The following is a 13,322-nucleotide window of genomic DNA, read 5'->3' on the forward strand; positions in this document are numbered from 1 at the left end:
GACGGCTCTTCTGTGGAAGAACACCCTGATGGCTCAAAACTGATAATTAATAAGGATGGCACTAGAATTATTAAGAATACCGTTGCCCCCAATTCCAAACAATAATAACAAGAGATGAGCCCGTTATCCTATTCAGAACACACGGGCTTAACAATTAAAAACAGCGAGATAAGATACTTTATTTAGCGAGACCTGATTGGACCCGGATAACGTCATAGATAGCACTCCAATCTTTCTGTGCCATTCCATTAGCCAAAGCTGAAATATAGCGCGACTTCATTACATTACCTAACTCAGGAACAACACCTGCTCGGGCAAAAGCCTCCTGGAAAATAGTAATATCCTTATTCCCACCCAGCATATCAAAATTGACCTCATCAAAATTACGATCGTATATTTTATCAATATAAAGTTTAAATGCAGGATGGCCGTAGATCTGATGTAAACTCATTTTTACAAATTCATTATCAAGACCGCTTTTTTCAGCAAACACATAAAGCTCACTGATCAGTTCAAGTGCCGTTGCCAAACTGTAATTGAGGCAGATTTTCATAGTATTGGCCGCTTTAATATTATCTCCCAAACTGATGACTTCTGCTGAAAAGGACTTAAGCAATGGCAAAACAGTTTCTAAATTTTTTTCAGATCCTGCACAATAAGCAGTCGCCCCGCTTTTTTGAACCACTTTAGGAATTCCTAACACGACAGCCGAAACAAAACTGCTGTTATTTTGTTCGTGTAACTCCTTAAGAGTGGCAGAGGTATCTGGCAAAATGGTAGACAGACACACATGAATAGCCTTGGGCTTAAAGTGTCGAATTGCATCGTTAACCATGCTCAAAACAGCTTGGTCATTTAACAGACAACTCATGACTACGTCTGCATCGTTCACGGCCATAAGAAGAGAATCAGCATACTTTGCACCAAGCTTCACAAGCGGCAATGCTTTTGTTGGCGTTCTATTAAATACAGTTACCGAATACCCCGCATGCAAAAGACGCTCGACCATTGCGGAACCCATTTTACCCAGACCAATAAACGAAATATTCATGCCGAACTCCTTTTCAGTAATTTCATACTCATTCTTGTTTATAAGCCAAAGCAGAATTCTTAAGAAGAATAGGCAGTGTAACCATTCTGTACTAAAATAAGTTGATGAGTTCCAGATAAGATTAACTGATTAAGCCAAACATTCTGCTTAAAGAATAGATTAAGGTTCCGGATATGTCTAAAAAAGATTATTGGGTATACATACTACTTTGTGATAATCAAAGTTATTACACTGGTTATACTGATAATCTCGAAAAACGCTATTTATCTCATCTGCACGGAACAGGCCGTTGTAAATACACACGAAGTTTCAAGCCCGTTCATATTGCACAATGTTGGAGAATTGATGGGGATAAAATTGTTGCAATGCAGCTGGAACGGGCAATCAAGAAAAAGAACCGTCAACAGAAAATTGAACTCATCCAAAATCCAGCGTTACTTTCCTCAGATCCCAAAGTAAATCCCTTCAGACCTATCCCCTTCAGAGATTAGGATATATTGTAGATTCACAAACCAAAAAATGATACATTGTGAACCATAATTTGACTAAGCCAGTGTATCAGATCAACCACACTCATTTAGGATGATAACCTCAAATGCCCTGGTTAATCGATTGGTCTTTAACGAGCAGTACCCAAATGCAAGAAGTAGATATTGTTATCATTGGCGCAGGTGCCGCCGGTTTAATGTGTGCGATTGAAGCCAGCAAACGTTCTCGAAAAGTTGTTGTCCTGGATCATGCCAATAAAGCAGGAAAAAAAATTTTAATGTCCGGTGGTGGACGCTGTAATTTTACCAATTACTACATTGAACCAGAAAAATATTTTTCCCATAACCCCCATTTTTTCAAATCAGCCTTATCTCGCTACACCCAGTGGGACTTTATTAATCTGGTAAAAAAACACAACATCCCGTTTCATGAAAAAACTCTGGGCCAATTGTTTTGTGATAATAAATCCAAAGACATAGTCGATATGTTACTGACAGAATGTGATAACAACGATGCAGTAATCCATTTAAATGCCTCTATTGAAAAAATCCAAAAATCAGCGGATCACCGTTATAAAATATTCAGCACTAAAGGAGTCTTTCACTGCCAATCCTTGGTCATAGCCAGTGGCGGTCTTTCTATTCCCACCATGGGTGCCAGCCCTTTTGCTTATAAGGTAGCCGAGCAATTTGGCATCAAGGTATGGCCTACCAGAGCTGGACTTGTTCCATTCACGCTGGATGTTCCAGACAAAGAAAAAATTTCAGTACTCTCCGGCGTGGGTATGGATAGCCTGGTGGAAAACCAACGGAATCAATTCCGTGAAGATTTGCTCTTTACTCACAGAGGATTAAGCGGTCCGGCAATATTACAACTTTCATCCTACTGGCATCCTGGCGAAGCCGTCCATATTAATTTATTGCCTGAGCATGAGCTATTAGAAACCTTAAAAGACGCAAGAATAGAGATGCCGCAAAAGCAATTAAATTCAGTATTGTCCCTTTATTTGCCCAAACGCGTAGTAGAAGTATTTATACCGAAGAGCCTGGCAGAAAAAAAACTGTCTGATCTGACAAATCGCGATTTAGAAACTATTGCCCATCTGATACAAGCCTGGGTCGTAAAACCTAATGGAACCGAAGGATACCGCACAGCAGAAGTGACTATCGGTGGAGTAGATTGTAATGCCATCTCATCAAAAACCATGGAAGCAAATGAAGTTCAAGGTCTCTATTTTATTGGAGAAGCGCTTGATGTAACCGGTTGGTTAGGTGGTTATAATTTCCAGTGGGCCTGGTCATCAGGATGGGCTGCAGGACAAGTAGTGTGATCCATAGCCATCACAAGCTACGGGTGAAAATCAAACCTGGATGCAACCAGGATATTTTTTATAAGTAAACGCTTCGTGAACGATGCTCTATAAGTCATTCATCCAGTTGCTATTAACCGATGATCCCTATAGTCTGAACATGATAAATGAGTACGCCCCTTCCCTGCCAATGACTTTAAGGGATTTAAAAATTTAAATTTCGCGGAGAAAAAAATGCCTGGTAATTTCAAAAGATTTAATAGCAAAGAATGTATTCGTGCCATTATGAAATTTCTTGATTTTACTCAAGAAACAGGTATAGACAATTCGCAATCCCTAAGTGACCTCATAGTGCATTTTCTGGACAAAACTTATGTAGGAATTCTATCAAAACACAGCCATATTAAGGCAGTTGCTGACATTAAAGAAATTTGTGAAACAAAGCATAGCTCCTCACAATCCAATTTTCTATTAATGTTAACAACGGCCTGTTACCAACATGTCCATAATGCGCGCATTGATAATGTCCTTTCTGGAACATACTGCCCAGCTCAAATAATGGCGGCCTTTCATCACGAAGCAATAACTAATGAGGATGACCCCATTCAATTTAGTACTCATCTAGAACTGCAAGCAGGATTATCCGTGCAACAACGCGCGGCTATTTTACTGTGTATCAACTGGTACGCCCCTGATCTGATTCTTTTTGGTAATTTTGTTGATAGTCCCTATCACCAACTCAACTTCATTCAATTACAAAATATTATTAATTGCCTGCCCCATAATGTTTCGCTTACGTATGCCAATAATTGTTTAGGAAAAATTAAAGATAATGAACGAAGAGTATTCTTGGACAGCGTCGCTAAAGCCTCAAGCTTGGCATTGAATGCTACAGGCCTTAACCAATGGTCAGATAAAGATTGGGAAGATTTTGTTCGGGCAGTAGTAAAAAATGAACACTTAAGCTCAATAAGCCTTAACAATAATCAGCTTTATCAAAGTTGTACTGATCCTAAAAAATTCGATTGTATTCTTCGTTTATTCGCAGTGCCCCACTTAAAAGAATTATATCTGCACAATAATAATTTAGAGTTATTGCCTTTTAAGCAATTTCAACTATTACAACGAATAATTAGTCAATCCTCCATAGTAACTCTTGGTTTGAGACACATTCCTGAGGTGAAAACAGGAGCGCTCAGTGCAGGAGGGATATTTGCTGTAGGTAAACCTGTCATCCCCGAGCCAGATAGGGACGGACCAGAGGGTGATATGTCAAAATCGGGAGAGTTCCAGATAGAAGGATACAGCATACAATATACCTCTTCTTGAGCATTATACCCAATGCCATGCCCGTCCCAGAATCTCATGCATGGCAATAGAAAAATAAGCCAGATTATAAGTATTGGGAATCATTAGTTTGATCCAGTTATCCGTACTCCAATAAAAAGTAAAGTCAGTCGGTGCTGCAATGGGATGTAAGCCCTCTCTTTGGCATAAAGCCATGGAGCGTGGCATATGAATTGCTGAGGTAACTAAATAAAAAGGCTCATCTTTAACAATGCTTGCTAGTTCTCTTGCCTGATCTGCAGTATTAATAGAATGAGCTTCTAGCACGATGCGCGACTGCGGAATAGAAAACCATTTGGTTAACTCAGCTAAAAGCAAGGCTTCGGGTTGATCCCCTTCAAAGCCTCCGCCTGATAAGATTAATTGGGCTTGAGGTAAAGAACGTAGCAATCTTACCCCCTCCACCAAACGTTTAAGGCTTGCCGAAGATAATAAATTATTTGGAGGCAATCCTGATGGCTGGGTTAGCCCTCCGCTTAATACAACAACCCAATGCACTTCAGGAGCAACCTGAGTCACTACTGCATAGCGAGATTCCAGTTTATGAGTCATGTATCTTGGCACCCATCCAGTGCTTATGACACATAAGACGAGAAGTACCAATAACATCGTTCTACGAACAAATAATGGGTGCTTATGCCGCCATAAAAAGAGAGTACACAAAGCAATCAAAAACAGACTGATAAAAAAAGGATTTACCAGAAACTCCATCACATGTCTTAGTATCACCATTATTTCACACGCTTCATTAGATAAAAGCCAATCAAGGCAAAAATTAAGGTAGGACCTAAAGCTGCGATTTCAGGAGGCCATTGAAACACCAGGCTTACTGGGCCAAAAAATTGATTCAAGATATGAAATCCAAAACCAACGGTTGCTCCTACTAACAATTTAGATCCCATAGTTGATGAGCGTAAGGGCCCAAAGATAAAGGGAATGGCTAATAACATCATCACCATAGTGGTTACTGGTTGAATAATCCGTTGCAAAAATGCTATTTTATAATTTTGCACATTTTGTTGATTGCGTTTTTGTTCCCGTAAATAACGGTTCAGTTCATGCAGGGTCATTTCATCAGGATTCGATCCGGTTATATTCAAAATGTTTGGTTTTACTGGCACATCCCAAGGTAGCGAATCAAATCGAGTTGCCCGGGTTTTATCGTCTAAAAACTCGGTTTGCTTCACATCATAAGCTATCCATGAGTAATCTGCATATTTAATTTGGCTGATTTCACGGGCTATTTTTAAATGATGGTGTTCATCAAAACGAAACTGATAGACATTTTGCAACATATTGTCAGGGAGAACTGAGCCTATCGAAATAAAATCATTGCCAAAACGCAACCAGACTCCCTGGGGAGTCCTCAATGCTTGTCCACCACTTAATGCAGAAGCCTTCTGATCATTAGCGTAGTGTGACATGATAGGCGTCAGAACCTCGCCCAACAGGGTCACGAAAATAATCACAATGACCGATGCTTTTAAAACTGCAGTTGTAATTTGGCCTATAGACACTCCAGCCGCCCGCATCACCACGAGCTCACTATGGCTGGCCAATACGCCCAAACCAATCAAACACCCCAGCAAGCTTGCCATCGGAAAAAACAGATAAACCTGATAAGGCATTTGTAAGAAAACAAACAAAGCAGCCTGAGCCATCCCAAAATCAGCTTTACCCAGATCATCGAGCTGATTCACAAACAAGATAAAAATCTGTAGTCCGGCTAGCATCAGAGTGACCAAACCGATAGCTGATAATACGGTTTTTGCAATGTATCGATCTAATATGTTCATATTTATGCTAACTTCACTTGATTGCGCCAGATTAAAAAGAGCCCCAGCATCAGTACACACAGATGGAGCCAACTCATTCCCACCCATACAGGTATTGTGCCATTAGTGATTGCATCACGCGCAACAAACATAAAGTTGGCATACAAAATATAAATGATGATAGCAGGTAATAATTTGGCATACTTACCAGAACGCGGACTAACCCGGCTTAAGGGTACGGCAACAAAAGTCAGCGTTAACACCATAATGGGAATAGATAGACGCCATTGAAGCTCGGCGGCTTTTTGCCGGTCTGGATTATTGAATGGCAGTAATGAGCTGGTTTTAGCGGTTCGGATGTCTTCATTAATTCGCACTATAGGATGAGGTAATCGTGTTTTATAATCAACAAACTGTGCCACTTGATAGTCTGCATGCCCAGGGGTTCCCTGATATTCTTTCCCGTTTTGTAAAACAATGTATTCCTCGCCGGAATCTGGGTCGGTTTCAGCAAATGCTTTATCTGCCCATAACACATCCCATTGAATTTTATTATCTTTGACACTGTTTTTTGCCAGAAAAATCTGTTCTGCTTTAGTATGATCCCGGCTCATTGATTGCACATAAAATACTTGCTGCCCGCCATTAATAGCATGAAATCGCCCCGGCATAATGGTCTGAATTAATGTTTTTATTCCCGTAGTACGCAACAGCTTTGCCCGTTCTGTGGCAATCAAGGGGCTAGCCCAAATCATAACGGCTGCGACAATAACGGCAACAACAGTAGCCATAATAAAACTGTGCTTTAATAATTGCCGGGGACCATAACCACAAGCAACCATTACAGTCATTTCACTTTCAGCATACAATCGGCCATAGGCCAACAATAAGGCAATATAAAACCCTAAAGGCAAAAGCAGGCCTATTAAATTAGGCATTTCCAGCATCATCAACTTCATAATAATAACCCCAGGTATGTTCCCGGAGGCTGCTCTATTTAGATACTGAACAAACTGATTGCTCAAAAATATAAGCATTAAAATTGCGGTTAAAGCAACTAAAGTTAAAAAGACTTCTTTGGCTAAATAACGAAAAATTATCACTCAATACCCCTGTTATGAGGATGTTGTATGCAACTACGCTTTTAAGAATACCATAAAGACATAGCGCTTGATAATTCGAGAGCTAATTTTAAACCAGGCTTTCCCTTTCAAATCATCAATCCCCCTAAAATGCTGGTTTCATTGCTTTAACAGTTTAGGTAAACTAAGTCCCTTTAAGTGGGAATAGGAACGCATGATGAATTATGGATTAACTCAAAACCCCTCACTAACCACCAGTGAGTGTCTTGTCCTTGGTATTTTTTCTGATGCCGAACTGCCTGATTTTGCTTTGGCTCTGGATAAAGAACAGCATGGAATAATAACGAAATTGAGCCAAAGAGCGACAGAAGCAGGAGATGCTCTCTGGCAATCAGATGTCCAGGGTTCCAGCCTATTAGTCATTCAATGTGGTAAAAAAGCAGAGTTTAATGCAACCACACTCCAAAAAAGAATTGGTGATATAACTGATGCCCTAATCAAACAACGCTTTACCAACGCAACACTTTGTCTTCCTCAATTATCTAACCAATCTGCAGAATGGCAATTAGAACAGATGATTGTGCAGATTGATAATATCAGGTACCAGCTCCTCGATTTTAAAAAGAAAAACCCGAAATCCCATAAATTAGAAGCCGTTACATTTTATTTACCAGGCGCAAGTGAAAAGTCCCTGGAATTAGCAAAGGCTATAGTTGCAGGGGTCGAAATGACACGACATCTTGCCAATATGCCAGCAAACATCTGTACACCAACCTACCTCGGTGAGCAAGCTATTGCATTGGCGAAACAATTCGCACAGATGAGCTGTAAAGTCATGGGACCTGATGAAATGCGCGAAATGGGTATGGGTACTTTATTAGCCGTATCTCAAGGTAGTGATCAACCCCCGAGACTTATTGATATCCAGTATAAAGGTGCTGGTGATTCAGCTCCTATTGTTCTGGTTGGTAAAGGCATAACCTTTGATTCAGGCGGGTTAACCATAAAGCCTGGTAATGCAATGGATGAAATGAAATACGACATGTCAGGTGCTGCCAGCGTGTTAGGTACATTAAAGGCCTGCGCTCTTCTCAAACTGCCAGTCAACGTGACCGGTATTATCGCCAGTGCAGAGAATATGTTGAGCGGTTCTGCTGTGAAACCAGGAGATATAGTCACCAGCATGTCTGGACAAACCGTAGAAATCCTGAATACTGATGCAGAAGGACGTCTTGTTCTGGCCGATGCGCTAACCTATGCAGAACGTTATAATCCAGAATTTGTTCTTGATATAGCCACTTTAACAGGTGCTATCATTGTGGCTCTAGGCACAATTGCAACCGGTTATATGACCAAAGACGATGAGCTGGCAAAATTGCTAGAAACCGCGGCATCTGAAAGTCAAGATAGAATATGGCGTATGCCTTTGGATGATGCTTATCAGGATGCTCTGGACAGTCCTTTAGCTGACATGATCAATGCAGGCTTTGATCGCACCGCCGGCAGCATTACCGCCGCATGCTTCCTATCCCGCTTTACGGAAAAATACCGCTGGGCACATCTGGACATCGCAGGAACTGCCTGGGCGTCAGGAAAGAAACGCAACGCGACTGGAAGACCAGTTCCTTTACTCACTCAGTTGATTCGCCATGTCGCCAATTCGCGTTGATTTTTATTTATTATCCAGCGACCAGCCTAATGCAAAATGGTTGGTCGCTTGTCGTCTGTTAGAAAAAGCCTATGCCAAAGGCCACCGGGTTTTTGTCTCTTGTACTAACCAACAGGATGCAGAACATCTGGATGAATTCTTGTGGACTTTCCGCGATGACAGTTTTATTCCTCATAACCTGCAAGGCGAAGGGCCAGAACCACCCCCGCCTATCCAAATTGGCTATGATAAAGAACCCAGAGGTTTTAATGACATTCTGCTGAACCTGTCGCAGGATATTCCTGCGTTCTATAGTCGATTCAAGCGAGTAATGGAATTAGTGACTAATGTGGAAGCAGAAAAAGAACTGAGCCGATTGCATTATAAAGAATATAGAGCCAAAGGATGTGAGCTTCATACTCATAATATTGATTAAGCCTGCGTTCCCCGGTTGCTTGCAACCGGGGAGTTTCTAAATCCCTGGCGATCTTGATGAACCCCATACCACATCACAATTTTGCTTTATTGCTGCTTGTAATAAATTAAGTAAGGGTATAGCCCGCTTGCCAAGACTGATTTCTGGCTCATCATCATCGCCGTATTGCCGGGCCGGTGGCGTTTTACTTTTTTCTAATTCCAAACCTTGCTGCAGATTGCTAAGAGCCTCTGGCAGCAAATCAGAGGTAATTGCCCCAGGCACAGTGCCACTATGCCCCATCAAAGACAACAACCGCTTGGCCACGTCATTAAAATAGGTAATGTCTTCATAAGCATCACTACGAAAAGTAACAAACATAAAAATCTCCTTCTTTTAAGTATTACCCATATACCCGCAATAAATATTCAGCCACTGTGCGCAATCCCATTGCCTCACCACCTTCTGGTTTGCCAGGTTTGCTGCTGGTGTTCCATGCCATCACATCAAAGTGTACCCATGGAACAGACTTGGTAATAAACCGTTGTAAAAATAATGCAGCAACAATGGCTCCAGCATAAGGAGATGCGCTGGAATTAGCCAAATCAGCAATATTAGAGTTTAATAAATCATCATAGGGAGCAAATAAAGGTAAACGCCAGACTGGATCCATAGTGCTTCTGGCTGCCTCAGTAACGTCTGCAGCTAATTGATCGTTATTGGAAAACATAGCTGCCATCTCAGTTCCAACAGCTACCCGTGCAGCCCCAGTTAATGTGGCGAAATCAATAATCAAATCCGGTTTGTCTTCACATGCTTTAACCAAGGCATCTGCCAAGACCAATCGGCCTTCAGCATCAGTATTATCTATCTCAACAGTCAGACCATTACGCATAGTCAGCACATCACCAGGCCGAAATGCATCCGGCCCAATTGAATTTTCAACCGCTGGAATAAGCACTTCTAATCGAATAGATAATTGACGCAACATAATCCACTGAGCCAGACCGATAACATGAGCAGCTCCACCCATATCTTTTTTCATAAACCGCATCCCTGATGAGGGTTTAATATCTAATCCCCCACTGTCAAAACAGACACCCTTACCCACTAAAGTAACTCGGGGATGCTGCTCCTTTCCCCAGGTCAAAGAGATTAAACGCGGTGAGGAAGCAGAAGCTCTCCCTACGGCATGAATTGCAGGATAATTGTCGGTCAGTAATTCATTACCCACCCATTGTTTAAATTGGGCCTGATGAGTTTCAGCCATCTTCTCAACCACATCGGCTAATTGTGCCGGCCCCATATCACTGGTTGGTTTATTGATCAAATCACGAACCAGATAAATTGATTGAGTTAACGCCAGAGTATCACTCAATCCTGCTTCATCGACCAATAAAATCCGGGGTTGTAAATCATATTTTTTGTAATCGACAAAACGATACTGGGCTAAACCCCAGTTAACTGCCGCTCCCTGAGAAAGAGGTTCCTGTAATTGATAGCTACCAGGAGGTAACGAATTTGCTGCGTGAGCTAAAGCCTGTTCCTGAATCCCGGCTCCAGAACCAATATACGCACGTTCAAGAACCCCATCGGCATTATTCACCAGACAATAATCACCCAATTTACCCCTAAATTGACGCAAAGCAAAACCATTACGTTCTGCTGCACTGAAAGTCTCCTTCCCCTCTTCCCATTGCGTTTGCGAGACTAAATAAAGTGGGATTGCTCTGTCGTTATGCGTCTCATAAAATAAATTAGCTTGCATCTTATTATTCCTTCATCTGACCACGAAAATGATTTGGCCTAAGCCCGGCTAGCCCCAAAACCAATAAATAAAGTGTAACTACTGCCAACACATGCGCCAGCAATAAACTTAAACGTAAAACAGGAGAGAAGCTCAGCCAATAATCGACGGTTCCTGTCATAAAATATAAATAAATTGCAACGGCAGTATTAGCCAAAAGTAACTGAACACTGTATTTCAACCATCCTGGAGAAGGCTGAAATACCCCTCGTTTAATCAGTAAAAACAATAGCAAGCCGCAGTTTACATAACCAGCCAAAGCCGAGGCCAGAGTTAAACCTGCGTGAGCAAGGGACCAGACAAAAACACAACATAAGAGCGTATTAATCACCATGGATATCGCTCCCACTTTAACCGGAGTACGAATATCCTGCTGGGCATAAAATCCGGAAGCCAGAACTTTAACCATCATAAAAGCAGGAACTCCCAATGCTAATGTAAAGAGGCTTTTCTGAGTCTGAATTAAATCATAGGCATTAAATTTTCCATATGCAAAACAACTGGCAATCAAGGGCATAGCAAATAATGAAAGACCTAATCCTGCGGGTACGCCAATTAACAAAATGGAACGCAGTCCCCAATCCAGGGCTCGTGAAAACTGGCTAATGCTTTGCTCCGCATGTTTTCTTGATAAATGAGGCAGAATAACCGTAGCTATGGCAACCCCGAATACTCCCAGAGGAAAATCAGTCAAACGATCGGTGTAATATAACCAGGATACACTACCTACTTTCAGGAAGGAGGCAAAAATACTATCAACCATCAAATTAAGTTGGGCAATAGAAACCCCAAACAGCGCAGGAATCATAAGCTTTAGTACTTTATTAACACCCGGATCGTTTCTAAATAATTGTGGTTTTATGAGTAAATTGCGTTGATACAGGAAAGGAAGCTGAAAAAGTAATTGTAAAATCCCCGCAATCAATACCCCCCAGGCTAAGCCAGTTACAGGCTGCGGCAAATTGGGGCACAAGTAAATTGCAGCAACGATCATACAGATATTTAACAACACCGGAGTAAATGCCGGAACGCCGAAATAACCATAGGTATTAAGGATTGCACCTGCCATCGCCGTTAACGACACCAGCATCAAAAAAGGAAACGTTATTCTCAACATGTGCGTGGCTAAATCAGCACGAACGCTGTCATGGCTAAAACCTGGAGCAAATAAAAAAATAATGACCGGGGCGGCAATAATGCCAATAATGGTCACCAGGGTAAGAATAGCACTTAAGTAGCCAGAAATACGGGCAATAAACGTACGCACGTCTTCGGGTGAACGTGTCTTCTGATATTCTGCCAATACCGGAACAAATGCCTGAGCAAATGCTCCCTCAGCAAAAAGCCGCCGCATAAAATTGGGTATTCTAAACGCTACAAAAAACGCATCCATTCCCGCCTGAGCGCCAAAAAAATTGGCAATGACCATATCACGCGCAAAACCAGCCATTCGTGATACAAAAGTCATTATTGAAACAAGAGTGGTCGATCGCAACAAACTTTGTCTTTTTGGTACCATAATCTCCGTCGCTGACATATCTTTTATACTAAAAATGTAAATTTCCTCTATGATATACCTAATTTATTAAAGTTACATCAAGGTCTATATTGACAAATTCTAACTCATTGTGCATGATCACCATCTTTTGTATTACCTGAATGAGTGGAGATTTCTAAGTGGCAAATATTAAATCAGCAATCAAACGTGCCCGTCAAAACGTAAAACTGCGCCAACACAATGCCAGTGCACGTTCTATGTACCGCACATATATTAAAAATGTGCTAAAAGCGGTTGAGGCTGGAAATCTAGAAGCTGCTCGTGCTGCTTATAGCAAAGCACAACCTATTATCGATAAAGCAGCAAGCAAAGGCTTGATTCATAAAAATAAAGCTGCTCGTATTAAAAGCCGTCTGGTCGCCCGTGTTCAGGCGATGACTGCATAATCCAGTGTTTCCGTCGCTCTAAGTTCGAGAACACCCGAATCGGCAACATGCCGATTCGGTTCTTTCAGCACGCCTAATTTATTTTTTCTGTAAATCCCCTGATACGAAAAAAATACAGACCTTCGTTATTTGTACCCTTTTCGTAAAAAAATATGTCTATCTAATTTAGAATCGTTGTATTTTGGAATCAAAAATAGTTCTCTCCATTGATGCTCGCGGACATAGAGCTCTAATACACAATAGAAAGTTACAGAAAATTACATTCAAAAAACCATTATTATCAAAAAATTGAAGCGAATGTCGGGTGAGGAGCCGGAAAAACATTCTGTCAAGGAAAGAGGAGATAGTACGTATGTGGCTTTCATAGACAGAACTCGCGTTAGGGTGCTTTGTTTCTAACTGATAACTCACCTTACGCACGCCACTCGTTAGCAAGCCATATTTTTTAACTCCTG

General features: G+C 41.4%; 13 protein-coding genes. 6 read left to right on the forward strand and 7 right to left on the reverse strand.

The window, feature by feature from the left end; translation table 11 throughout:
- Positions 1-178: 178 nt before the first annotated feature.
- On the reverse strand, positions 179-1,051 hold the full coding sequence (locus tag Q0495_RS00850; RefSeq protein ID WP_298622088.1) for an NAD(P)-dependent oxidoreductase: 873 nt from the start codon (positions 1,049-1,051) through the stop codon (positions 179-181).
- Positions 1,052-1,224: 173 nt separating this feature from the next.
- Between Q0495_RS00850 and Q0495_RS00855 the strand changes: the two genes are divergently transcribed.
- The 3 genes from Q0495_RS00855 (at position 1,225) to Q0495_RS00865 (ending at position 4,178) form a co-directional block, all read left to right on the forward strand.
- A complete protein-coding gene (locus Q0495_RS00855; protein ID WP_298622090.1) occupies positions 1,225-1,542 on the forward strand; it encodes a GIY-YIG nuclease family protein in 318 nt (105 codons plus the stop codon).
- Between the two features lie 146 nt (positions 1,543-1,688).
- Positions 1,689-2,870, forward strand: a complete 1,182-nt coding sequence (locus tag Q0495_RS00860) for an NAD(P)/FAD-dependent oxidoreductase (protein ID WP_298622105.1) — start codon at positions 1,689-1,691, stop codon at positions 2,868-2,870.
- Positions 2,871-3,083: 213 nt separating this feature from the next.
- Complete coding sequence (locus tag Q0495_RS00865) at positions 3,084-4,178, forward strand: hypothetical protein (RefSeq protein WP_298622092.1); 1,095 nt, start codon at positions 3,084-3,086, stop codon at positions 4,176-4,178.
- A gap of 3 nt (positions 4,179-4,181) precedes the next feature.
- Here Q0495_RS00865 and Q0495_RS00870 read toward each other — a convergent pair whose 3' ends face one another.
- The 3 genes from Q0495_RS00870 to lptF are packed head-to-tail and all read right to left on the reverse strand — an operon-like array spanning position 4,182 to position 7,074.
- Positions 4,182-4,928: an ElyC/SanA/YdcF family protein gene (locus Q0495_RS00870; RefSeq protein WP_298622094.1), complete on the reverse strand. Its 747-nt coding sequence runs from the start codon at positions 4,926-4,928 to the stop codon at positions 4,182-4,184.
- Positions 4,928-5,998, reverse strand: a complete 1,071-nt coding sequence (gene lptG / locus Q0495_RS00875) for an LPS export ABC transporter permease LptG (protein ID WP_298622107.1) — start codon at positions 5,996-5,998, stop codon at positions 4,928-4,930. The genes Q0495_RS00870 and lptG overlap by 1 nt, the downstream gene beginning before the upstream one ends.
- On the reverse strand, positions 5,995-7,074 hold the full coding sequence (gene lptF / locus Q0495_RS00880) for an LPS export ABC transporter permease LptF (protein ID WP_298622095.1): 1,080 nt from the start codon (positions 7,072-7,074) through the stop codon (positions 5,995-5,997). The genes lptG and lptF overlap by 4 nt, the downstream gene beginning before the upstream one ends.
- Before the next feature lie 196 nt (positions 7,075-7,270).
- Between lptF and Q0495_RS00885 the strand changes: the two genes are divergently transcribed.
- Both Q0495_RS00885 and Q0495_RS00890 read left to right on the forward strand, forming a co-directional pair.
- Positions 7,271-8,722 carry a leucyl aminopeptidase gene (locus tag Q0495_RS00885; RefSeq protein WP_298622109.1) on the forward strand — a complete coding sequence of 484 codons (1,452 nt, stop codon included), beginning with the start codon at positions 7,271-7,273 and terminating at the stop codon, positions 8,720-8,722.
- Positions 8,703-9,137, forward strand: a complete 435-nt coding sequence (locus tag Q0495_RS00890) for a DNA polymerase III subunit chi (protein WP_298622097.1) — start codon at positions 8,703-8,705, stop codon at positions 9,135-9,137. Before Q0495_RS00885 ends, Q0495_RS00890 begins: the two co-directional genes overlap by 20 nt.
- 36 nt (positions 9,138-9,173) lie before the next feature.
- Here Q0495_RS00890 and Q0495_RS00895 read toward each other — a convergent pair whose 3' ends face one another.
- Genes Q0495_RS00895 through murJ form a run of 3 tightly spaced genes read right to left on the reverse strand, consistent with a single transcriptional unit; the run spans position 9,174 to position 12,460 of the window.
- Positions 9,174-9,497 (reverse strand): DUF1840 domain-containing protein, encoded by a 324-nt coding sequence (locus tag Q0495_RS00895; protein WP_298622098.1) that lies wholly within the window; start codon positions 9,495-9,497, stop codon positions 9,174-9,176.
- A gap of 22 nt (positions 9,498-9,519) precedes the next feature.
- Complete coding sequence (locus Q0495_RS00900; RefSeq protein WP_298622099.1) at positions 9,520-10,884, reverse strand: M17 family metallopeptidase; 1,365 nt, start codon at positions 10,882-10,884, stop codon at positions 9,520-9,522.
- A 4-nt stretch (positions 10,885-10,888) separates the two neighbouring features.
- Positions 10,889-12,460 carry a murein biosynthesis integral membrane protein MurJ gene (murJ, locus tag Q0495_RS00905; RefSeq protein WP_298622101.1) on the reverse strand — a complete coding sequence of 524 codons (1,572 nt, stop codon included), beginning with the start codon at positions 12,458-12,460 and terminating at the stop codon, positions 10,889-10,891.
- Positions 12,461-12,600: 140 nt separating this feature from the next.
- Here murJ and rpsT point away from each other — a divergent pair, with 140 nt between their 5' ends.
- Positions 12,601-12,867 (forward strand): 30S ribosomal protein S20, encoded by a 267-nt coding sequence (gene rpsT / locus Q0495_RS00910; protein ID WP_298622103.1) that lies wholly within the window; start codon positions 12,601-12,603, stop codon positions 12,865-12,867.
- Positions 12,868-13,322 lie beyond the last annotated feature (455 nt).

This window comes from uncultured Legionella sp., from assembly GCF_937871865.1.
Lineage (GTDB): Bacteria > Pseudomonadota > Gammaproteobacteria > Legionellales > Legionellaceae > Legionella.